This is a genomic window from Streptococcus sp. KHUD_016 (assembly GCF_051106465.1).
In the GTDB taxonomy this organism is placed as follows: domain Bacteria; phylum Bacillota; class Bacilli; order Lactobacillales; family Streptococcaceae; genus Streptococcus.
Window position 1 is genome coordinate 125,240 of record NZ_CP193663.1, and the last position, 22,824, is coordinate 148,063.

A 22,824-nucleotide genomic window follows, 5' to 3' on the forward strand; every position below is an offset into this window, starting at 1 on the left:
ACTTATATTCAATGAAAATCAAAGAGTATTATTCTTCATCTGGTGTGAGGATCATCGGGATGATGATCGGTTCACGTTCTGTATTTTCATAAAGGAATGGTCGGATGGCGTTGACAATAGCACCATTGACAGATTGCACGCTAGCATCTTTGTTCTTCAGCGCGATACGAATAGCATTGAAGAGGATGCGCTGGCTTTGGCGAATCAAGTCGCCAGACTCTCTCATGTAGACAAAGCCTCGGCTGAGAATATCTGGACCAGACAAGATCATTTTAGACTTGAAGTCAACAGTTGCGACTGCTAGAACGACACCATCTTCAGATAGATCTCTGCGGTCTTTGAGGACAGCAGCGCCGATTTCACCGATACGATTTCCATCGACATAGATGTCTTGCGCGTTGAAATGGCCTGCGATACGAGCTGAGTTAGCAGTAAGAGCAAGCACATCACCATTACTCATGATAAAGATATTGTCCTTTTCAACACCAGTATCCACCGCTAGTCCAGCGTGGACTTTCTGCATGCGATATTCACCGTGGACAGGCATGAAGTATTTCGGCTTGATCAAACGGAGCATGAGTTTTTGCTCTTGCTGACCGCCGTGTCCAGAGGTGTGGATATTGTTAATCTTTCCGTGAATGACTTCGACACCAGCTTCAGAAATGATGTTAATCAACTTGTTGACGCTAGTAGTATTTCCAGGGATTGGGCTAGAAGAGAAGATAACGGTATCGCCGGGTTGGAGTTGCACCTGGCGGTGAGTTCCATTAGCGATACGAGAGAGGGCTGCCATTGGCTCCCCTTGACTACCTGTACAGAGGATCAGAACCTCGCCTGCAGGGTAATCTTTGATTTCATTTGGCTCGATAAAGGTTCCCTTAGGAGCTTTGATGTAGCCAAGATCGATTCCATTGACAATGGCCTTTTCCATCGAACGTCCAAAGACCGCAATCTTGCGTCCAGTCTTAACAGCGGCATCCGTTGCTTGCTGGAGACGGAAGATATTTGAGGCAAAGGATGCGAAGATGATACGTCCTTCGATGCCTTGGATAATCTTCATGATGGACTGACCAACGACTTTTTCAGAGTTGGTAAAGGTTGGCACTTCCGCATTTGTCGAGTCAGACAGGAGACAGAGCACGCCTTCTTCACCAAGGGCTGCCATCCGGTGCAAGTCCGCAGGTTCCCCAACTGGAGTAAAGTCAAACTTAAAGTCACCTGTACAGACGATTTTTCCTTGAGGGGTATGAATGACAATCCCCAAAGGCTCTGGAATAGAGTGAGTGGTTCTAAAGAAAGTTGCCTTGAGATTTTTAAAGGTCAACTCAGTGTTGTGATTGATTTCGTAAAGTTTGGCGTTGCGCAAGAGGCCGTGTTCTTCGAGTTTTCCACGGATCAAAGCCAAGGCAAGTGGTCCAGCATAGATAGGGACATTTGCTTGCTTGAGCAGGAATGGAATCCCACCGATGTGGTCCTCGTGTCCGTGGGTAATCAAAACAGCCTTGACGCGGTCGATATTGTCTACGATGTAAGAGTAGTCGGGGATAACGTAGTCGATACCCAGCAAGTCATCTTCTGGAAATTTAATCCCAGCATCAACGATGATAATCTCATCTTGGTATTCAATTCCGTATGTGTTTTTCCCGATTTCTCCCAGACCACCGATGGCAAAAACGCCGACTTCTTCAGGTTTAAGAGTGTAGGCCATATTAGAACTCCGTAATCTCGAAAGCGCCAGTTTCTTTTTCGTAATCTAGCAATTTGTCAGACAAGAGTTCGATAAATTCGATATTGTACTCTGGGCGATTTTCTTCGACAAGTTGGCGAGCAGCGATACGGCCCTCAAGTTCTGAGCTGGCATCGATGTCTAGGTAAAGTGAGCGTGTTGTTTCACGACGTGGGCTACGTTCTTTTGTTTCTTGATAAAAAACTTTGTAAATCATATAGTTCCTTTCTATTTACAGGTCAGCTTATTCCAAACTTTTAGTAGAGATTTGCTTGATTTCATTCCATTTTGTGTCTAGATTGACCTTGATTCGTTACAATTATTTCAATTATACCACAAAATGAAAAATTAGTAAAAGACGGAAATGGAGAAAGTCGGGAGGGGAAGAAGGAACAAAAAGACAGGTAGGATTTGGTCGGAGAGCACTTAGGTGTTATAATTAAAGGGGGAATCTAAAGAGATAGTAGATTTAAGGAAGAATACAGTTCTAGTTTCATTAATCGTTGGAGTGGATGGTTGGGACAGAATGATATCTTTGAAAAAAGAAAAAGCTCTTGAGAAATCTCAAGAGCAAATAAAAAGGCTGAGACAAAACTCGGGGATTTTCCTGGAGCAGTCCAGATGGCAGCACCTCTACCTGAAGCGAATGCATCGCAACCTTTGAATGACTTGTCACCAAATCAAACTCGATCTCAGCCTTTACTTAATTCTATCATCTATGAGGCTAAGAAGTCAATCTATAAGTATAACGATGTAGAAATAGCATGGAGTGGAGCGCTTACTAAAAGGTAAAGACAAGCACTTAATTTAAGAGTAAGCAAAAAGAGAGGACCAATGGTAGTCAGGGGTCTTTACAGCTCAAAGCTGAGGGCAGTCCCACACCCGTACCAGAAGTTGGTACCTTTGAACGCTCTGTCACCAGTCGCCCTATGTTATCCTCTCGATATTTATACTTTACTATAACTTACTGAGGGAATCAACTTTAAAAGCATCAAAAAGCTCCTGACCGAAGTCAAGAGCCGTCAAACACTGGGGGCGAATTGTTCAATCGCAATTTCAGTTCTTTAGAAACCAAAGTTTCAGGGATAGCACTGCAACCCGAAGAGTCAACAACTCAACCTGATTTTCCTACCAGTGTTGAATTACATTTTAACATTGATAGACCAACATTGTCAACAGTTTATATAAAAATAGGAATACCAAAAGGAGGATTAAGAATGTTTAGTTTGTTTGAATTTGCAGTAGGGGTTCGCCTCTTGATGTTTGTAGTCTTTGTAGCTTGTGTCTATGGGGGGAATGCCCTGTTTGTGCATCTGGAACACCGCAAAACAAAGTTCCTTTGGAAGCTTGCTTTTGTGACGCTCTATTCAATTTTTCTCCTCCTTGTCACCTATGTTGTCTGGCTCGTTTTCTACTTTGGTTTAAATGCTTAAAGTCAATTATTCATCTAGATATACAGAAAATCCACCCCGTCTTGATAGATGGGATGGACTTTTTTTATTTTTAGGTGCTATCTTTATTGTTATGACGATGATTTCTAACATCGAAAATCGAGTTAAAGCATATATGACTTATTTACATTTCTTACGAAGAACCTTTCAATTTCCTTGTTCACTTTTCCATTCAAAAAAAACTACAACTTTTTTTAATTTTTTTGCAGAATTGCCTGTCTAAGTGGCAGGCCCTTTTGTTTCAAAATAAAGAAAATTCCCATGCGCTGGCTTTTGTAGTATAATAGTAAACAGACAAAAAGATAGGAATGTGTTATGAAAGTATTAGCTTTTGATACGTCCAGCAAGGCTCTTTCTCTCGCTATTTTAGAGGACAAGCAGGTTCTTGCCGAGACGACGATTAATATTAAGAAGAATCACAGTATTACCCTCATGCCAGCCATCGATTTTTTGATGGCCAGTTTGGATTGGACACCCAAGGATTTGGATCGAATTGTGGTGGCGGAAGGACCAGGTAGTTATACTGGCTTACGAATCGCGGTAGCAACTGCCAAGACCTTGGCTCATACCCTAAACATTGAGTTAGTTGGCATGTCTAGCCTCTTGGCTCTGGTTCCACGCCAACAAGAAGGCTTACTTGTTCCCTTGATGGATGCGCGTCGCAACAATGTTTATGCAGGATTTTATGAAAATGCCAAACCTGTCATGCCAGAAGCACACTTGTCCTTTGCGGAAGTGCTAGAAAAAGTCACGGATGCTGAACAGGTGACCTTTGTCGGAGAAGTTGGCCCCTTTGTGGAGCAGATCCAAGAACAGCTACCACAAGCTAGCTACCAAGAAAGCTTACCTAATGCAGCTAATCTAGCTTTGTGGGCTTGGGACAAGAAAGCAGACTCCTTGCACGACTTTGTACCAAATTACCTCAAACGTGTTGAAGCTGAGGAAAACTGGCTCAAGAACCATATCGAGTCTGGCGAGCCTTACATTAAACGCCTATGATAGAAATCAAACGAATCCAAAGACAGCCTGACCTAGCTCAAGCAATCTATGCTGTCATGGCAGCTGTTTACCCAGTCAGTCCTTGGACGCTGGAACAAATCCAAGCAGACCTGTCTCAAGACCAGACATGGTATGCTGTTGCTTATGATGGGGCAGAAGTGATTGGTTTTCTAGCTGTTCAGGAGAATCTCTTTGAGGCAGAAGTCCTGCAAATTGCTGTCAAAGGAGCCTATCAGGGTCAGGGAATTGCGTCAGCCTTGTTTGCTCAATTGCCAGCAGACAAGGAGATTTTCCTAGAAGTCAGAAAGTCAAACCAACGAGCGCAAGCATTTTACAAGAAAGAAAAGATGGCGGTCATCGCTGAGCGAAAGGCCTACTACCATGACCCAGTCGAGGACGCCATCATCATGAAGAGAGAAATAGATGAAGGATAGATATATTTTAGCATTTGAGACATCCTGTGATGAGACCAGTGTCGCCGTCTTGAAAAACGACGATGAGCTCTTGTCCAATGTCATTGCGAGTCAAATTGAGAGTCACAAACGTTTTGGGGGCGTAGTGCCAGAAGTGGCTAGTCGCCACCATGTCGAAGTTATCACAGCCTGCATCGAGGAGGCGCTAGCAGAAGCAGGGATTACCGAAGAGGATGTAACAGCTGTGGCGGTTACCTACGGACCAGGCTTGGTCGGAGCACTGCTAGTTGGTTTGTCAGCTGCCAAGGCTTTTGCTTGGGCTCATGGACTTCCGCTGATCCCCGTGAATCACATGGCGGGCCACCTCATGGCAGCTCAGAGCGTAGAGCCTTTGGAGTTTCCCTTGCTAGCCCTCTTGGTCAGCGGTGGGCACACGGAGTTGGTCTATGTTTCCGAGGCTAGTGATTATAAGATTGTTGGGGAGACCCGAGATGATGCGGTTGGTGAGGCCTATGATAAGGTTGGCCGTGTCATGGGCTTGACCTATCCTGCAGGTCGCGAGATTGATGAGCTAGCTCATCAGGGGCAGGATATTTATGACTTTCCTCGTGCTATGATTAAGGAAGACAATCTGGAGTTCTCATTCTCAGGTCTCAAGTCTGCCTTTATCAATCTTCACCACAATGCCGAGCAAAAGGGAGAGAGCTTGTCCAAGGAAGACCTGTCAGCATCTTTCCAAGCAGCAGTCATGGATATTCTTATGGCCAAAACCAAGAAGGCTTTGGAAAAATATCCCGTTAAAACCCTAGTCGTGGCCGGTGGCGTGGCAGCTAATAAAGGGCTCAGAGAACGCCTAGCAGCTGAAATCACAGATGTCAAGGTCATCATCCCACCCCTGCGCCTTTGTGGAGACAATGCAGGTATGATTGCCTATGCCAGCGTCAGCGAGTGGAATAAAGAAAACTTTGCAGGCTTGGACCTCAACGCCAAACCAAGCCTGGCTTTTGATACCATGGAATAGAGAGTTAGCCTAAGGTTGACTCTTTTATCTTGGACAAATCCTATACTTTTCTTGTATAGTAGAAATATGAAATTTACAAAAATAATCAGTGGTTTGCTTGCTCTTGGAGCTTTACTCATGCTTTTATCAGCTTGCCAGAATATCAAAAAGACACAACTAGTCTTGTTTGAATCTCTTTCATTCGGCATGTCTCCTAAATCTTTTGAAGAAGTATTGGGAAAGGCTAGCGAGGTAGAGGAAGAAAAGGAAACAGCTTATCGTGATACTTGGCGTGCAGAAGATCCGTATTTCTATAAAACAGGTCGCCTTTTCTATCACTATGAGCAGCTTACTTTGAAAGGCTATCCAGGCCGAGCGACCTTTACATTTTCAAAATCGCATCGTTTGGAAGAAGCGACAGTTCATATTCCTGTAACTTCAAAGGTGGAGCAGAAAGTAGTACTTAACAATCTATCCCAGACTATAAAAAAAGAACTGGAAGAACTCCCAGATTACCAGTCCATGACAACTGATACACTAGGCATCTATGATGACGGTTATCGCTACAAGGTCAAGTTGAAGGGACAACAGTGGGAACTCTGGGTGGATGTCTATCCAACAGAAAATAAATATGCTACAGACACAGAAACCGATAAGTATACTATCCGAGTGGATCAATTTCTCATGTATCCATGATGCTTCCTCTTCAGCACTTTTTCTGGCAATAGGTTTCGAATCCGAAACTTTTTTCTCTTCTTTGAATATGTTATAATAGTCCGTGCTGTGGCTGTGATGATGAACAGCCTCAATTGGAGAGAATATGAGGAGAAGGATGAAAGAAAAAGGATTTTGGGAAGGTGTTCAGGCGGCCATGCCGACTGCCCTTGGCTATGTCAGCATTGGTCTGGCTTGTGGGATTATCGGTGCGCCCTATGTGACACCTGTTGAGATGGGCTTGATGAGCCTCTTTGTTTATGCTGGGAGCGCCCAGTTTGCCATGTTGGCACTGATTGCGGTCCAAGCGCCTGTGGCAGCTATTGCTATGACGGTCTTTTTGATCAACTTGCGACTCTTTTTGCTGAGCCTGCATGCATCGACTTATTTCCGTCATACTAGTCTCTGGCAAAATATCGGCATGTCCAGTCTCCTGACAGATGAGACCTATGGGGTTTTGATGGGAGAATTAGCCCATACAGACAAGGTTCATCCCATGTGGATGCACGGGAACAATCTCAATAGTTATGTAGCCTGGTTTATTGGGACAGTGGCGGGGACAGCTTTAGGTGGGCTTCTGCCAAATCCTGAAGTCTTTGGATTAGACTTTGCCCTTGTTGGGATGTTTATCGGGATTTTTACTTCGCAATTTCAGATTATGCAAAGACGGGTTCCTGTAAGGAATCTGCTACTAATCCTAGCCGTTGTTGCGGTGTCCTTCTTTTTGCTCTTGACAGTAGTGTCTCAGTCGCTAGCTGTTTTGTTTGCGACCTTGCTAGGTTGTACTATGGGGGTGGTCTTAGATGGTCAGTAAATATCTTTTGTTAGTCGTTATCTTTTCGGGCCTAGTGACTTGGATTCCCCGTATGATTCCCTTCATCTTGATCAAGTATAAGGGCTTGCCTGCTATCGTTGAGCGGTTTTTGAAGTTCTTGCCTGTTTCTATTATCTTTTCCTTGATTCTTTCAAGCGTAGTGACTGGCAAGGTTGGGAGCCTTCCTCAAATCAAATGGCTGGACTTTTTAGCAGTCTTTCCAACGGCTTGGGTAGCCTTTCGCTACCGCAATCTAGTGGGTACGGTTCTTTTTGGAGTGGTCTTGATTGCAGTCTTGCGTCTGGTCTTTTAGTCAGCCATAAAAAAAACCTATCACCGAGATAGATATCATATAATGGCAAAAAAAAATATTTTCTGTTAAGATAGTAAAGTATTCTATTTTGGAGGAAATGACATGAAAAAAATCGTCAAATATTCATCTCTTGCTGCTCTAGGACTTGTTGCCGCAGGTGTACTAGTAGCTTGCTCAGGTGGTGAGAAGAAAGATGCGGCATCAGGTGATGCAACAAGTGCTAAGAAAGAAATCGTTGTAGCAACTAACGGCTCACCAAAACCATTTATCTATGAAGAAAATGGTGAATTGACTGGTTACGAGATTGAGCTTGTTCGTGCTATCTTTAAAGACTCAGACAAGTATACTGTCAAGTTTGAAAAGACAGAGTGGTCAGGTGTCTTTGCAGGCCTTGATAGCGACCGTTATCAAATGGCTGTGAACAATATCAGCTATACCAAAGAACGTGCTGAAAAGTACCTTTATGCAGCTCCAACTGCTAAAAACCCTAACGTTCTCGTTGTGAAGAAAGACGACGACAGCATCAAGTCGCTTGATGATATCGGAGGCAAGTCTACTGAGGTCGTTCAAGGGACAACATCAGCTAAACAGCTAGAAGATTATAACAAACAACACGCAGACAATCCAACTGTTCTTAACTATACCAAGGCTGATTTCCAACAAATCATGTCTCGTTTGAGCGATGGTCAGTTTGACTACAAGATTTTTGATAAAATCGGTGTTGAAACAGTTATCAAGAACCAAGGTTTGGACAACTTGAAAGTCATTGAACTTCCAAGCGACCAACAACCTTACGTTTACCCACTTCTTGCAAAAGGTCAAGATGAGTTGAAATCATTTGTAGACAAACGTATCCAAGAACTCTACAAAGACGGAACTCTTGAAAAATTGTCTAAACAGTTCTTCGGAGACACGTATCTCCCAGCAGAAGCTGATATTAAATAGTCGTATGAAATCATCCAGTCTGAGAAAGGCGGATGATTTCTCAATTTTTAGGTATATAGTTTCAAACTATATGTCTGCCTATCTAATAACAATTTGCTAAATCAAATAAAGTATGAGATACTATTACGGTATTATTTTTAAAGGAGATAGAATCATGAAAATTAAAAAATGGCTCGGTGTAGCAGCTCTTGCTACAGTCGCAGGTTTGGCTCTTGCAGCTTGCGGAAATTCAGAAAAGAAAGCAGACAACGAAACAGTTGTCAAAATTGCAACAGTTAACCGTAGCGGTTCTGAAGAAGCGCGTTGGGATAAAATCCAAGAATTGGTTGAAAAAGATGGAATCAAATTGGAATTCACAGAGTTCACTGACTACTCTCAACCAAACAAGGCAACTGCTGATGGCGAAGTAGACTTGAACGCCTTCCAACACTACAACTTCTTGAATAACTGGAACAAAGAAAACGGGAAAGACCTTGTAGCGATTGCAGATACCTATATCTCACCAATCCGCCTTTACTCAGGTAAAAATGGGGAAGAAAACAAGTACACCAAAGTGGAAGAAATCCCAGATAACGGTGAAATCGCCGTACCAAACGATGCAACAAACGAAAGCCGTGCGCTTTACTTGCTTCAATCAGCTGGTTTGATCAAATTGGATGTTTCTGGAACTGCCCTTGCAACAGTTGCTAACATCACAGAAAATCCAAAGAACTTGAAGATTACTGAATTGGACGCTAGCCAAACAGCTCGTTCATTGTCATCAGTTGATGCTGCCGTTGTAAATAATACCTTCGTTACAGAAGCAAAATTGGACTACAAGAAAGCACTCTTCAAAGAACAAGCTGATGAAAACTCAAAACAATGGTACAACATCATCGTTGCGAAAAAAGATTGGGAATCATCACCTAAGGCTGATGCCATCAAGAAAATTATCGCGGCTTACCACACTGATGAAGTGAAAAAAGTTATCGAAGAAACATCAGACGGTTTGGACCAACCAGTTTGGTAATAAGACACAGGGAGGTGGGAGAGAGTTTCCACCTCTTGCTTTTGTATAGAGAGTTGATTTTAAAGAGGCACTTGTTGTCGTTTTGAGGACGCAAGTAGGTAGTAGAAAGAGAGAGAAAATGGTTTTTCCTAGCGAACAAGAGCAGATTGAAAAATTTGAGAAGGATCATGTGGCCCAACATTATTTTGAAGTCTTGCGCACCTTAATTTCCAAGAAATCAGTCTTTGCCCAGCAGGTCGGGCTCAAGGAAGTCGCAAACTATCTGGGTGAGATTTTCAAGCGTGTAGGAGCTGAAGTCGAGATTGACGAGACTTATACGGCTCCCTTTGTCATGGCGCATTTCAAGAGTTCGCGTCCGGATGCCAAGACCTTGATCTTCTATAATCACTATGACACCGTGCCAGCGGATGGCGACCAGGTGTGGACAGAGAATCCCTTTACCCTTTCTGTGCGAAATGGCTTTATGTATGGGCGTGGGGTTGACGATGACAAAGGCCACATCACAGCTCGTTTGAGTGCTTTGAGAAAGTATATGCAGCACCATGATGACCTGCCTGTCAATATCAGCTTTATCATGGAGGGAGCAGAGGAGTCTGCTTCCATGGATCTAGATAAGTATTTAGAGAAACACGCAGACAAACTTCGTGGAGCGGACTTGCTAGTCTGGGAACAAGGAACCAAGAACGCCTTGGAACAGCTGGAAATCTCTGGCGGAAACAAGGGGATTGTGACCTTTGATGCTAAGGTGAAAAGTGCGGATGTGGATATCCACTCGAGTTATGGTGGTGTCGTGGAGTCAGCGCCGTGGTATCTTATCCAGGCCTTAAGTAGTCTGCGAGCTGCTGATGGACGTATTTTGGTAGAAGGCTTGTACGAGGATGTTCAAGAGCCAAATGAACGAGAACTAGCCTTGGTAGACACCTATGCCCAACGCAATCCAGAGGAAATCAGTCGCATTTATGGCTTGGAATTGCCTCTCTTACAAGAGGATCGTGTAGCCTTCCTAAAACGTTTCTTTTTCGAGCCAGCCCTTAATATCGAAGGGATTCAGTCAGGTTATCAAGGTCAAGGGGTTAAAACGATTTTGCCAGCAGAAGCCAGTGCTAAACTAGAGGTTCGTTTGGTTCCTGGCCTAGAACCGCATGATGTTCTGGAAAAAATTCGGAAACAGCTAGACAAAAATGGCTTTGATAAGGTAGAATTATACTATACCTTGGGAGAGATGAGCTATCGAAGCGATATGAGCGCACCAGCCATTCTCAATGTGATCGAGTTGGCCAAGAAATTCTATCCACAGGGCGTTTCAGTCTTGCCGACCACAGCGGGGACAGGGCCCATGCATACGGTCTTTGATGCCCTAGAGGTACCAATGGTGGCCTTCGGTCTAGGAAATGCCAATAGCCGAGACCATGGTGGAGATGAAAACGTGCGAATCGCCGATTACTACACCCATATTGAATTAGTAGAGGAGCTGATTAGAAGCTATGAGTAGAGATATTATCAAGTTAGATCAGATTGATGTGACGTTTCACCAAAAGAAGAGAACCATCACAGCGGTCAAGGATGTGACCATTCACATCCAAGAAGGGGATATCTACGGAATCGTTGGATATTCTGGAGCAGGGAAATCAACCCTTGTACGGGTGATTAACCTCTTGCAAAAACCATCTGCAGGGAAAATCACCATTGATGACGATGTGATTTTTGACGGTAAGGTCACTTTGACGGCGGAGCAGTTACGTCGGAAACGTCAAGATATCGGGATGATTTTCCAACACTTTAATCTTATGAGCCAGAAAACGGCCGAGGAGAATGTGGCCTTTGCCCTTAAACATTCTGGACTCAGCAAGGAAGAAAAGAAAGCTAAAGTAGCCAAGTTGTTGGACTTGGTTGGCTTGGCGGATCGTGCTGAAAACTACCCTTCACAACTATCAGGAGGGCAAAAACAGCGTGTGGCTATTGCGCGTGCCTTGGCCAATGATCCAAAAATCTTGATTTCAGATGAGTCAACTTCTGCCCTTGACCCTAAGACAACCAAGCAGATTTTGGCCTTGTTGCAAGATTTGAACCAAAAATTAGGCTTGACTGTTGTCTTGATTACGCATGAAATGCAGATTGTCAAAGATATTGCTAACCGTGTGGCGGTCATGCAGGATGGCCGTTTGATTGAAGAGGGTAGTGTCCTTGAAATCTTCTCAGACCCTAAACAACCTTTGACCCAAGACTTCATCTCTACTGCAACAGGTATTGACGAAGCCATGGTTAAGATTGAGAAGCAAGAAATCGTAGAACATTTATCTGAGAATAGTATTTTAGTGCAGCTCAAGTATGCAGGGGCTTCGACAGACGAACCACTTTTGAATGAATTGTACAAACATTACCAAGTAACGGCCAATATCCTCTATGGAAATATCGAAATTCTTGATGGCACTCCTGTTGGAGAATTGGTTGTGGTCTTGTCAGGTGAAAAAGCAGCACTAGCAGGTGCTCAAGAAGCCATCCGTCAGGCTGGTGTGCAGTTAAAAGTATTGAAGGGAGGACAGTAAAATGACAGAGTTGATTCAAACTTACTTACCAAATGTCTACAAGATGGGCTGGGCTGGTCAGGCAGGCTGGGGAACGGCTATCTACCTAACTCTTTATATGACAGTTCTTTCCTTCATCATCGGAGGATTCTTGGGGCTCGTTGCAGGTCTGTTCCTCGTCTTGACAGCGCCAGGTGGTGTCTTGGAAAATAAGGTTATCTTTTGGATTTTAGACAAGATTACCTCTATTTTCCGTGCGGTTCCTTTCATCATCCTCTTGGCAATCATGTCGCCACTTTCTCACTTGATTGTCAAGACTAGTATCGGTCCAAATGCAGCCCTTGTGCCACTTTCATTTGCAGTCTTTGCCTTCTTTGCCCGTCAGGTGCAGGTTGTCTTGGCTGAACTAGATGGTGGTGTTATTGAAGCGGCGCAGGCCAGTGGAGCGACTTTCTGGGATATCGTGGGTGTTTACCTATCAGAAGGTTTGCCAGATTTGATTCGTGTGACGACAGTGACCTTGATTTCCCTTGTTGGAGAAACAGCCATGGCGGGAGCGGTTGGTGCTGGTGGTATCGGTAACGTAGCCATCGCTTATGGCTTCAACCGTTACAATCACGATGTGACCATCTTGGCGACCATCATTATCATCTTGATTATCTTTACAATTCAGTTCTTGGGAGATTTCTTGACCAAGAAATTAAGTCATAAGTAAATAGAAGGAGCCCAACGGGACTCCTTTTTGTTTTCTCACCGAAATGCAAGAAGGATAAAGCTTCTTTTTAGAAATATGCTATAATAAACAAAGGTCCCCAATTAGCAAATCAGAAAGTTTGCTGTAGAAGGGATGATAATGTAAAGGAGTTTGGCTGGTATGAATTATTTCGAGGGGAATGAGTTTTTCCTTCTCTTATTTATAGTTTTACTGATTGGTTTTGTGGTAAACTTTTTTGAAAAACGTAAGGACTACTATATTTTGGCGCTCTCCCTCTTATTTGCAGGAGCTATCTATGGTAAGAGTCGAGCGATGATTGTCTATTTGCTCGCCTTTATCGTTTACCAGTATTTTCTGGTTTTTCTAGCACAGCGGATAGAGGCAAAGTGGCTGAAACCACTGGTTTTCCTTTCCATTCTTCCTTTGGTAATCAATAAAGTCTTTGCCCTGACTTCTCTGCATTTGTTGGCCTTTATTGGAATTTCTTACATGTCCTTTAAGACCATTCAGATCATGCTAGAGATATCGGATGGCTTAATCAAAGAAAATATCAGTGTAAAAGATTATCTACAGTTTTTGCTCTTTTTCCCAACAGTTAGTGCTGGTCCAATTGATCGGAGTAGGAGATTTTTAAAAGAGATAAACGAGGTCATGCCACGAAAAGAGTATCTAGAGTTAGCAGGGGACGGTGTGTATCGTATCGTTCTAGGCCTCCTTTACAAGATTGTTTTATCAACCTATGTTTACCAGATGTTACTCGCTCTAAATAATACTGGCACAGTCGTTTACTCAATCAAGTATATGTACCTCTATACCTTGTATCTGTTTTTTGACTTTGCAGGCTACAGTCTAATGGCCGTTGGAAGTAGTAACATTCTAGGTATTCAGACACCGATGAACTTTAACAAACCTTTCTTGAGTGTCGATATCAAGGATTTTTGGACCAGATGGCATATCACCTTGTCGACCTGGTTGAGAGATTTTGTATTTTCAAGAGTATTGATGCAGGTTATCAGGAAAAAATGGTTTAAAAATAGACTACACAATGCAACCTATGCCTATATGGTCAATATGTTGGTCATGGGTTTTTGGCATGGTCTCAGTGTTAGTTACATTGTCTATGGTTTTTACCATGGTGTCTTGATGGCTGGATTTGAAGTGTATCAAAAGAAAAGCAATTTTTATAAGAAAAATAAAAACAAAAAATGGTATAAGCTACTAAGTTGGTTTGTGACCATGAATTTGGTTATGGTTGGTTTCTTTATCTTTTCAGGTGAACCCTATAAAATCTTACTGACGATTTTAAAGAGATAAGAGATTGAAAAGAAATCGGCTAGATCGAAGGGATAGGATAAAACGAGATGATTAAATTAAAAGCATTTTTACTATCGCTTGTGCTCGTAATTGCGACGCTTGCCCTTTTAAATGTGACGTATGTCAAGAAGATTGATGATTATTATAAAGTCAAGGATAACAGTATTCGTTACAGCACCTCATATGAAAAGTATAAAAGTAGAGATATTCTGACAAGCAATATTACTCCCAATACACTGGTTCTAATGGGTTCTTCAGAGTTGGTTGCGACGATAAATGAAGACTATCATCCAAATAAAATTTTTAACTACAACGATTTTAATATCATGCAGATTGGGACTAGTTATTCTCAAAACATCATTCAGGCCTCTACTTTAGCTTCTATTGAAGGATCTATGAGTAAGCGAAAAGTAGCTATAGTAGAGTCGGTTCAGTGGTTTGAAAAAGATGGGACCCATCAAGATGCCTTTTTGAACAAGGCTTCTCAGGAACATATTTTTCGCATGCTAGATAATGACAAGATTAGTAAAGAAACGAAAGAAAAACTAATCAATCGCATTATCGAGATTACCAAGGGGAACAAGCAACAAAATGACATCTACAAAAAATATAAAAGTTATTTCATAGATGGAAAAGGAACCATTGTCGATAAAAAACTATTAGAGTTAGATAACGCGATGTATTCCTTTAAGCTCAAACGAAAATTTTATGAAAATCATGAGAAATCAGATTATCCCCCATCAGGAGACAAAACCCCAGACTATGATTGGGAAAAGATGACAGATCAGTTTGTGGAAGAGGTCAAAAAGAAAACAGACAATAATGACTATGCTGTTGATAATAACTACTACAATACTTACTTAAAAGATCGCTATGCATCGCTGAAAGATTCTAATAAAGATTTGAGCTACCTGGAGTCACCAGAGTATTCAGATATGGAACTCTTCTTGACAGTTGCCAAAGAATTGGGCATTGAAGTTGAGGTTATTATTTTCCCAGTAAACGGGAAATGGAATGACTACACTGGTGTCTCAAGAGAGATGCGGGAAAAAACTTATAAAAAAATAGAAGATGTCGCAAAAAGCCATGGTGCAACCGTATTAAACTATGGAAACAGAGAGTATGATGATTACTTTTTATTTGACGTGATGCACGTTGGAGTGAAAGGATGGATGGAAGTTGAAAAAGAACTTTACAAATTTGCAAACCAAGCTAACTAACACACATCGTTTAATCTTGTGGACACTATTTTTCTATACGGTTATCTTAAGCATCGTGATTTACTGTTTTGTGACCGATTTTTCGAATATTCAAGAATTTATCTATAGTGAATTTTAAGATTGTATACAAAAAGGCCCTGGAGCTAGGCATTGCTAGTCTTCAGGGCTTTTACCTTATAGTTTATCAGCTATTTTTTGACTTAGAAATTGCCCAACCACAGCCCCAATCAAGGCACCTAGGAGGATGCTTGAAACAAAGAGAAGGATTTTGTCCAACTCTGGAGCGACCATGATACGGTCAATGTATTCTTGGGATTTCCCACGCGCAAGTAAGGTGGCCACGTAAGTTTTGGGACGGATCCACATGAGGAGGATAGGACCACTTGTGCTAAAAGCAAAGACGAGGAAGGAGAGGGTGTTTTTGATTCGGTCTCTGTAGTTGCCGAGACGAGCGATGGCATCTGCTGCAAGACCACAGGCGAGTCCTGGGAGAAAGGCACCAGCGCCATGCTTGCTAGCTAGGAAGAAAAGTGCCATAAAAAGACCTAGAGTCGTAATAGCGCCAAAACGAGGGACTTTCGTCAAAAGAAGCATGTAGACACTGCCACCGACAAGGGCAGAAAAGGCCGGCGCGTAGAACATATTGCCTGTTTGGTCGACCAGGTGTCCTAGGAAGACTCCAATCCCTACACAAAGAAAGTAGAGGACGGCGGCCAAGAGGGTGGTTAAGATATTTTTCTTCATGAGAATCTCCTTGATGCGAATTAACAAAACCAATTGTATCACGCTTTTTGAGGATTGTAAATGGGAGTTCTATATTTTTGAAAACGCTTGAAATATGATATAATAGTTACATCGTTAGTTTAAGGAGAGTAGCATGGGAAAATTTCTAGAATTCGTCTTTAATCGTATCTTTTTGGGAATGATGGCGACGGCTTATTTCTGGCTATTAACACTAGCAGGAGGAGTGATCTTTGGTTTGGCCCCAGCTAGTGCTACCCTGATGAGTTTGTATGCGGAGCATGGGTATACTTATCGAGCCTACCATTTGAAGGAAGCTTGGGAATTGTATAAGAGCAATTTTGTCAAGAGCAATCTGGCTTTCTATAGTTTTGTGTTTGTGGATCTTGTCCTAGTTTATGGTTTATACCTTCTAGTTCAATTGCCCCACCAGACGATTTTCCACCTCTTGGCGACCTTTCTCAATGTCCTTGTAGTCGCTCTTGTCTTTCTAGCCTATACTGTTTCCTTGAAACTTCAGGTGTACTTTGATTTATCCTACCAAAATACCTTGAAACTGTCCCTTATCGGGATTTTTATGAGCTTACCTGCGATTGCCAAGGTTTTACTCGGGTCCGCTCTCCTTGTAGGAGTTGGTTATTATATGCCTGCCTTGCTCTTTTTTGTAGGAATTGGAATGTGGCATTTCTTTATCAGTGATATGTTGGAACCTATTTATGAAAGTATCCATGAAAAATTGGCGACAAAATAGAATGAAGCAGTTTTGGCTTCACTCTCTTTTACGGATTTATAGTTTGGTCATGATCGTGGTCATTGCCAGTTTTGCGATTATGCTATCGTATGCTGACTGGGATTCACGTGAGAAAGAGGCCCAACGGGTTGCAGAACGTGTGACCACTCGGACAGTGAGTGAAGTGGAATACTATCACAGAGAGTCAACCCAACTTGCTCAGTCTTTGGTTGAAAATCAGGCCCGCATCGAAGGGATTTACAAGTATTTCAGTCTCAGCACACCAGACTATTTCTATTGGCAATTAGAGCGTAAAACTTCGCCTTATATCTCGGTTTCCCTGTACGAAAATATTGATGACCTCTATGTTCGAAATGATTTTGTGACTGGAGTGGCTATTGTTCTTCAGGACTACAAGGAAGTCTATGTTTCGACTAGAGAAAAACGCAGTGGAGAGAAAATTCCTGCGGAGGATTTTAAGCCGACAGCCAATAGTTTTGCCATTCCTGTTTCCGATCCTGTGTCTGACAAGGATTTAGGAGTGATCTATATCTCCCTATCCCCAGATGTTTTACATGGCGCTATTGACAATACTCGGGGTCATATCCCAATGGCTGTAACAGTAACTTCGCCTTTTGAGACTGAGATGTTCCATATTGGGGAGAAGGTCTCAGCCGAGCGAGAAAACTGGTTTGTAGGTGTCACCTCTCACGGTTATCAGGTTCGAGTTGCTGTTCCTAAAAATTTTGTTCTTACAGGAACTTTGACGAGTTCAGCTGTCATTATTGCGCTAAGTATTCTCTTTATCATTATTTTGTACGTGACCCTTAGACAGACTTTTTCAAATTACCAAAAGCAGGTCGTAGACCTAGTAGATTCGATCGAGGTGATTGCTCAAGGAGAAGAAGGCCTTCGAATTGATACCTCTGAAAAAGACCAAGAGTTGCTTCTCATTGCAGAAACAACCAATGATATGTTGGACCGCCTGGAAAAAAATATCCACGATATCTATCAGCTAGAGCTCAGTCAAAAAGATGCCAATATGCGAGCCCTGCAGGCTCAAATCAATCCTCACTTTATGTACAATACTCTGGAGTTTTTACGGATGTATGCCGTCATGCAAAGTCAGGATGAACTGGCGGACATTATCTATGAATTTAGCAGCTTGTTACGCAACAATATCTCTGACGAGCGGGAAACGACCTTGAAGCAGGAGTTGGAATTTTGCCGAAAATATAGCTATCTCTGTATGGTGCGTTATCCTAAATCCATTGCCTATGGTTTCAAGATTGCACCAGAATTGGAAGAAATGAGGATTCCAAAATTTACACTCCAACCATTAGTAGAAAACTACTTTGCCCATGGTGTTGACCATCGCAGAACGGATAATGTCATCAGTATCAAAGCCTTGAAGGGCCAAGGCTTCGTTGAAATCCTAGTGGAAGACAATGGTCGAGGAATGCCCGCTGAGAAACTAGCTGGCTTGCAAGAAAAATTAGCTCAGAGAAGTTTTGAACACGAGGCAAGCTATAGTGGGGAGCGGCAATCAATTGGAATAGTAAATGTACACGAACGCTTTGTTCTCTACTTTGGGGATCGCTACCAAATCAGTGTAGAGTCAGCTGAGCAAGAAGGTGTTCGTTACCATATCATCATCCAGGATGAATAGAAAGGGTAGAAATGTATAAAGTTTTATTAGTAGACGATGAGTACATGGTGACAGAGGGGCTCAAGCGATTAATCCCCTTTGAAAAATGGGATATGCAAGTCGTCGCAACAGCTAATCACGCAGATGATGCTTTGGACTATATTAAGAAAAATCCAGTAGATGTGGTCATTTCCGATGTCAACATGCCAGATAAGACCGGACTTGAGATGATTAGGGAAATGAAAGAGCTACTTCCAGATACCTATTATATCTTGCTGTCTGGTTATCAGGAGTTTGAGTACGTTAAAAAAGCCATGAACCTTAGTGTCGTGGATTATCTGGTCAAGCCAGTAGACAAGGTGGAGTTGGGCAATTTATTAGAAAAAATTGCGCAGCAGCTTCAGGAAAAGGTGGAACAAAGTCAGACCCTCAGTCAAGAATTGGATGAGACAGGATTTACGAACTACCTGTCAGGTAAAGACAGCTGGTGGATTGGTCTATCCAAGGAAAAGCAGGGCTCTTTTACCATTCCTTACTATGTTTTGGGACAAGACTGGCAGATTTTCATATCTGATCAACCACTAGATGGCATCGTTGTGACACCATTTGAAGCACCTTACCAGCAGTCCTTTGAGAATTGGAAGATCAACGCTGAAAAAGCCCTCTTCTACGGTTCAGTTAATCTAGAAAAATCCGAGAGTTTGTTTTCTTATTATGAGCCGATTTATCGGGTGATTATCCAAGGGAATATCAATCAAATCATCGAAGAATTAACCCTGCTAGAGAAGGTTGTTTTGAAGAATACCCCGCGCGTAGCCATCACAAAGCAGCTCTTCACTCAGTTTGTCATGGATGTCTTTCATTTATTTGAACACCTAAAAGCAGATGATATGACCGAGATTGTCAAAGCTATCCATGCCATTAACACCTTTGAAGAATTGGTTGCCTATATCAAAGAAACCTTGACCAAGTTCTTTGGCCAGTACCGCATGAATGAAAATGTGGTGAGCGTTCTGGAGGTGATTGGGCGTGATTATCAGAAAGAGCTCTCACTTAAGGATATTAGCAAGGATCTCTTTATCAATCCTGTCTATCTCGGTCAGCTGATCAAGAGGGAAACCAACTCAACCTTTGCGGAATTGCTCAATAAACAGCGAATTAAGGCAGCGCAGCAACTCTTACTGTCGACCAGTGATAGTATCGAAGATATTTGCTATGCAGTTGGCTACAGTAATGTTGGATATTTCTATAAGGTTTTCCGTAAATTGTGCGGAAAATCACCGAAAGCTTATCGGAAACAAGTTGAAACCAGCTTGTAAAAGTTGTATTCCTGTACAAAAAATGCTATAATGTTCAAAATATCTTATGGAGGAAAACATGAAAAAGAATCCTATTTATCTTTGGGTTTTGTTAGTCCTATCAGCCCTCATTTCATCTATGTCATTGTTTGGAATCTTGAGTCCATTGCCAAGTAAAGAGGTGCTTCGTACAAGCCTATCTAATAGTGGGTCCCTTACTGCTCAGCAAATAGAAGACACGGTTAACTATACTTACCAAGTAACAGCGTCATCGCACTCTATTTTTAATACGTTGTTGATTGTTTTATCTGCAATTTTAGTTGTAGTAGCCTTTGTATTTCTCCTACGTAAAAATGTGCAATTCGCAAACTATGCTTATATTGGCTATGTTCTACTAGCGATTGTTGGTTTGGTTTATAGCTATATGAACGTTCAAGATGCGGTTCAATTAATCAAAGATACTACTCTCGGCTTAGGAATGGGAGCATTAGCACAAGGAACGAATATTTTGTTTATCATCATTAATGTCCTCTTTTTAGCCTTAGTCTTTTACAAGATGTGGCGCCAACAAAAAGATTTGGCCGAAGAAGTCGAAGCAGAAGAAGTTGCCTAAGTATTGACAAAAGAGAACTATCAAGTTACAATCTTGGTAGTTCTTTTAATATCCAAAAATAAAAATCGAGGTCAATATGAAAAAAATATCCTTAGTTTATATCAGTTTGAGCGGGAATACAGAGAGTTTTGTAACCCGACTCAAGGACTATCTCTTGTCCCAGCACGAAGGGATTGAGGTCCAAAAGATCCATATCAAGGATTTGGTTAAGGAAGGGAAAGATTTCTTTGAGATGGATCACCCCTATGTCGCCTTTTTACCAACCTATCTAGAAGGTGGAAATGGTGTCGATAACGGCGATGTTGAGATCCTAACGACTCCAGTGGGTGATTTTATCGCCTATGGAGACAATGCCAGTAAGTGTTTTGGGGTGGTGGGATCTGGTAATCGCAATTTTAACAATCAATACTGTCTGACAGCCAAGCAGTATAGCCAGCGCTTTGGCTTCCCGGTCCTAGCAGACTTTGAAATGCGTGGGATGCTGGGAGATATTAAAAAGGTCGCAGCGATCATTGCAGATTTGTATGAGTTAGAAACAGAAAAATAAAGTAGTACTGAAGGGCAGTTGAGATTTTCAACTGCTTTTCGCGTATACAAAAAGCACCCCGTAAGGGTGTCATTTTATAAACTATCCTGCTTTTCCGATGGCAAGTGCATAGATAAAGAAAATAGCAAAGCCAAAGAGGAAAATCAATCCTGCGATAGCGAGGAGTTTTAGCCAAGAAGGAAGATTTTTATTCTCACGTGTCACCAATACATAGTTCAAAAGAGCGAAGAATGGTGTTGTCAGGAAAGAACCGATCATGGCAAAGCGAAGCATGGTAGAAACTTGACCAGCAAAGAATTTAATAATTACGATACCAATGATAGCGGTAATGGTCATCCAGATGTTCAAAGATTTGCGAGAATCCTCTTTTTGACGAATCAAGAGTCGCAGCGATTCCTGATTGACTCGAGAGTAACCATCGATAACAGTAATAACTGTTCCAAAGATACAAAGAAAGGCGATAAAGGTGATCAAATAACGGGACCATTCTCCAAGAACAGAGGCATACATACCAACAAATTGAGAAATGTACTTAGCTGAAGCGGCTTCAACTGCCTGTCCTGTAGGATACTGAATAAGTGCTCCTAGTGCCACGAAGAATACGGCTAGGATAGCAGTTCCAATGTAACCAACGTTAAAGTCGAAAAGGGCGTCCGCTGTATTAAAGTTGACGGTCTTTTTCTTTTCAGCAGACCAGAGTGAATTGATGGCCGAGATTTCAATAGGGGCAGGCATCCATCCTAAGAGGGAAACGATAAAAGGGAGGGCCGCCATTTGCCAGGGTGTCTTTTCGACAAAATCAGAGCTGTATTCTGGATGCTTAATTGCCGCAATAATAACTGCAAGAACAGTTGCAATGGTCAAAGCGGACATGATCCATTTTGTCATACCATCCAATAGTTTGTAGCCACCAAAGAGTAGCATGGCCCAAATGACTGCAACAAGGATAAGGGACCATTGAGTGATGCTGAGACCGATCATTGGGAAGGCGCTAGCGATGATGGCAGAGCAAAGGATAGCGACTCCAGCTGTGTTGACCATGGCAGAGAAGACATTGAGGACAAAGAAAATCCAGAGATAGAGTTTCCCTTTTTCGGCGTAGCCTTCGACCAAGGTTTTACCAGTGTCAGCAGTATATTCGGCACCAAAACGGAAAAATGGATATTTAAAGACATGGGCCAAGATAACTAAGAGGAGTAGAGACCAACCATAAGAACCACCAGCTTGAGTAGAGGATACAATGTGAGAGCCTCCAACGGCGGCAGAAGCCATTAGGATTCCTGGTCCCATTGCCTTAAGTTTGCTTGCCCAGGTTGACTGGTTTGATAACGTAACTTGTGACATAATAAACGCTCCTATTTTTGAATTTTCAGAATAATCTGAATAGATAGCTACTATTCTACAAAAAAACTTAAAAGAAATGCAAGGCCAGTTTGAAAAAATATAGAAAATTACAGAAAACTTTACATGCGTTAATGAAATTTCTCCAAGGAAAATATGGTAAGCCTAAAAAATCCGAGAAGAAAGCTTCTCGGATTTTGATTATTTCAATTGATCTGTGACGTCTTTTGAGAGCAACATTCCCAGATGGTAAGTTTTATTGATATGTGCAATGACATCATTGATATTTTCAGTCGTGTGAATTTTCTCTTTGATGTCAGACCTAAATGTCTCGTCCTTCAAGAGTTGCTCTTGGTAGAGTCTTTGAAGTCTTTCCTTCTCGTACTTATTGAGCAGAAAAAGGAAAACCAAGCTAAGTACAACGAGAATATAAGCATATTGGCTCATAAGGAATCTCCCAGTGTGATAAATAAATAGTAAAAGTGAATAAAGTGTTTCATTGAACAGCCGCAAGGCCGAACAAAATATAAATGTTATTTTGCCTAAATCTTTCAGATTGCTTTGCAATCAAGTGACTTGAAAACTACGGCCAGCCTCTAAGCCAATTAATATGATTTGATTGACCAATTTAGTGAGGCGTTTAGGCAACTTGTACTGGTTACGATGTTCTAGGACATAAATCGATAATATTTATGTCCCAGAACTAGTGAAGCACCAAGCCAAATCCCTGATAGGATTTGGCGTTAGT

Annotated in this window: 24 protein-coding genes; 19 read left to right on the forward strand and 5 right to left on the reverse strand. The window is 42.1% G+C overall.

Going from position 1 to position 22,824, the window contains the following annotated elements:
- Positions 1-28: 28 nt before the first annotated feature.
- Both rnjA and ACORHV_RS00555 read right to left on the reverse strand, forming a co-directional pair.
- Positions 29-1,708, reverse strand: a complete 1,680-nt coding sequence (gene rnjA / locus ACORHV_RS00550) for a ribonuclease J1 (protein ID WP_434398352.1) — start codon at positions 1,706-1,708, stop codon at positions 29-31.
- Between the two features lies 1 nt (position 1,709).
- The gene (locus ACORHV_RS00555; protein ID WP_000639585.1) at positions 1,710-1,943 is read right to left on the reverse strand and encodes a DNA-dependent RNA polymerase subunit epsilon; all 234 of its coding nucleotides are present in this window, start codon (positions 1,941-1,943) and stop codon (positions 1,710-1,712) included.
- A gap of 1,000 nt (positions 1,944-2,943) precedes the next feature.
- Here ACORHV_RS00555 and ACORHV_RS00560 point away from each other — a divergent pair.
- The 14 genes from ACORHV_RS00560 to dltD all read left to right on the forward strand — a co-directional run bounded on the left by ACORHV_RS00560 (position 2,944) and on the right by dltD (position 15,158).
- Positions 2,944-3,159, forward strand: coding sequence for a hypothetical protein (locus tag ACORHV_RS00560; RefSeq protein ID WP_000492029.1), 216 nt, complete (start codon positions 2,944-2,946; stop codon positions 3,157-3,159).
- A gap of 333 nt (positions 3,160-3,492) precedes the next feature.
- A complete protein-coding gene (gene tsaB, locus ACORHV_RS00565) occupies positions 3,493-4,176 on the forward strand; it encodes a tRNA (adenosine(37)-N6)-threonylcarbamoyltransferase complex dimerization subunit type 1 TsaB (RefSeq protein WP_434398354.1) in 684 nt (227 codons plus the stop codon).
- Complete coding sequence (gene rimI / locus ACORHV_RS00570) at positions 4,173-4,610, forward strand: ribosomal protein S18-alanine N-acetyltransferase (protein WP_434398356.1); 438 nt, start codon at positions 4,173-4,175, stop codon at positions 4,608-4,610. The genes tsaB and rimI overlap by 4 nt, the downstream gene beginning before the upstream one ends.
- Positions 4,600-5,610, forward strand: coding sequence for a tRNA (adenosine(37)-N6)-threonylcarbamoyltransferase complex transferase subunit TsaD (gene tsaD / locus ACORHV_RS00575; RefSeq protein ID WP_434398357.1), 1,011 nt, complete (start codon positions 4,600-4,602; stop codon positions 5,608-5,610). Before rimI ends, tsaD begins: the two co-directional genes overlap by 11 nt.
- A gap of 66 nt (positions 5,611-5,676) precedes the next feature.
- Positions 5,677-6,285 (forward strand): hypothetical protein, encoded by a 609-nt coding sequence (locus ACORHV_RS00580; RefSeq protein ID WP_434398359.1) that lies wholly within the window; start codon positions 5,677-5,679, stop codon positions 6,283-6,285.
- A gap of 136 nt (positions 6,286-6,421) precedes the next feature.
- Positions 6,422-7,117 (forward strand): AzlC family ABC transporter permease, encoded by a 696-nt coding sequence (locus tag ACORHV_RS00585; protein ID WP_000659752.1) that lies wholly within the window; start codon positions 6,422-6,424, stop codon positions 7,115-7,117.
- The gene (locus tag ACORHV_RS00590) at positions 7,107-7,430 is read left to right on the forward strand and encodes an AzlD domain-containing protein (RefSeq protein WP_000253951.1); all 324 of its coding nucleotides are present in this window, start codon (positions 7,107-7,109) and stop codon (positions 7,428-7,430) included. The genes ACORHV_RS00585 and ACORHV_RS00590 overlap by 11 nt, the downstream gene beginning before the upstream one ends.
- 102 nt (positions 7,431-7,532) lie before the next feature.
- Positions 7,533-8,375: an amino acid ABC transporter substrate-binding protein gene (locus tag ACORHV_RS00595; protein ID WP_000724972.1), complete on the forward strand. Its 843-nt coding sequence runs from the start codon at positions 7,533-7,535 to the stop codon at positions 8,373-8,375.
- Positions 8,376-8,529: 154 nt separating this feature from the next.
- Entirely contained in the window at positions 8,530-9,384 is an 855-nt protein-coding gene (locus ACORHV_RS00600; protein ID WP_000694527.1) for a MetQ/NlpA family ABC transporter substrate-binding protein, read from the forward strand.
- A gap of 118 nt (positions 9,385-9,502) precedes the next feature.
- Entirely contained in the window at positions 9,503-10,876 is a 1,374-nt protein-coding gene (locus ACORHV_RS00605; RefSeq protein WP_434398363.1) for a M20 family metallopeptidase, read from the forward strand.
- Positions 10,869-11,930, forward strand: a complete 1,062-nt coding sequence (locus ACORHV_RS00610) for a methionine ABC transporter ATP-binding protein (RefSeq protein ID WP_000085680.1) — start codon at positions 10,869-10,871, stop codon at positions 11,928-11,930. The genes ACORHV_RS00605 and ACORHV_RS00610 overlap by 8 nt, the downstream gene beginning before the upstream one ends.
- 1 nt (position 11,931) lies before the next feature.
- Positions 11,932-12,624 carry a methionine ABC transporter permease gene (locus ACORHV_RS00615; RefSeq protein WP_000137507.1) on the forward strand — a complete coding sequence of 231 codons (693 nt, stop codon included), beginning with the start codon at positions 11,932-11,934 and terminating at the stop codon, positions 12,622-12,624.
- Between the two features lie 159 nt (positions 12,625-12,783).
- A complete protein-coding gene (dltB, locus tag ACORHV_RS00620; protein WP_247955214.1) occupies positions 12,784-13,938 on the forward strand; it encodes a D-alanyl-lipoteichoic acid biosynthesis protein DltB in 1,155 nt (384 codons plus the stop codon).
- 47 nt (positions 13,939-13,985) lie between these two features.
- Positions 13,986-15,158, forward strand: a complete 1,173-nt coding sequence (gene dltD / locus ACORHV_RS00625) for a D-alanyl-lipoteichoic acid biosynthesis protein DltD (RefSeq protein WP_247955213.1) — start codon at positions 13,986-13,988, stop codon at positions 15,156-15,158.
- Between the two features lie 174 nt (positions 15,159-15,332).
- Here dltD and ACORHV_RS00630 read toward each other — a convergent pair whose 3' ends face one another.
- Positions 15,333-15,902, reverse strand: a complete 570-nt coding sequence (locus tag ACORHV_RS00630) for an MptD family putative ECF transporter S component (RefSeq protein ID WP_084856510.1) — start codon at positions 15,900-15,902, stop codon at positions 15,333-15,335.
- A 133-nt stretch (positions 15,903-16,035) separates the two neighbouring features.
- On the opposite strand from ACORHV_RS00630, the gene ACORHV_RS00635 reads away from it, so the two are divergent.
- The 5 genes from ACORHV_RS00635 (at position 16,036) to nrdI (ending at position 20,735) form a co-directional block, all read left to right on the forward strand.
- On the forward strand, positions 16,036-16,650 hold the full coding sequence (locus ACORHV_RS00635) for a YesL family protein (RefSeq protein WP_061428224.1): 615 nt from the start codon (positions 16,036-16,038) through the stop codon (positions 16,648-16,650).
- Positions 16,628-18,298: a sensor histidine kinase gene (locus ACORHV_RS00640; RefSeq protein ID WP_434398367.1), complete on the forward strand. Its 1,671-nt coding sequence runs from the start codon at positions 16,628-16,630 to the stop codon at positions 18,296-18,298. The genes ACORHV_RS00635 and ACORHV_RS00640 overlap by 23 nt, the downstream gene beginning before the upstream one ends.
- Positions 18,299-18,309: 11 nt before the next feature.
- Positions 18,310-19,596 (forward strand): response regulator transcription factor, encoded by a 1,287-nt coding sequence (locus ACORHV_RS00645; protein ID WP_434398369.1) that lies wholly within the window; start codon positions 18,310-18,312, stop codon positions 19,594-19,596.
- A 58-nt stretch (positions 19,597-19,654) separates the two neighbouring features.
- Positions 19,655-20,188 carry an ABC transporter permease gene (locus ACORHV_RS00650; protein WP_434398371.1) on the forward strand — a complete coding sequence of 178 codons (534 nt, stop codon included), beginning with the start codon at positions 19,655-19,657 and terminating at the stop codon, positions 20,186-20,188.
- A gap of 76 nt (positions 20,189-20,264) precedes the next feature.
- On the forward strand, positions 20,265-20,735 hold the full coding sequence (gene nrdI / locus ACORHV_RS00655; protein WP_000724234.1) for a class Ib ribonucleoside-diphosphate reductase assembly flavoprotein NrdI: 471 nt from the start codon (positions 20,265-20,267) through the stop codon (positions 20,733-20,735).
- 81 nt (positions 20,736-20,816) lie between these two features.
- Here nrdI and ACORHV_RS00660 read toward each other — a convergent pair whose 3' ends face one another.
- Together ACORHV_RS00660 and ACORHV_RS00665 are read right to left on the reverse strand one after the other, a co-directional pair.
- Entirely contained in the window at positions 20,817-22,079 is a 1,263-nt protein-coding gene (locus ACORHV_RS00660) for an NRAMP family divalent metal transporter (RefSeq protein ID WP_049478945.1), read from the reverse strand.
- 198 nt (positions 22,080-22,277) lie between these two features.
- Entirely contained in the window at positions 22,278-22,523 is a 246-nt protein-coding gene (locus ACORHV_RS00665; RefSeq protein ID WP_000084865.1) for a hypothetical protein, read from the reverse strand.
- Positions 22,524-22,824 lie beyond the last annotated feature (301 nt).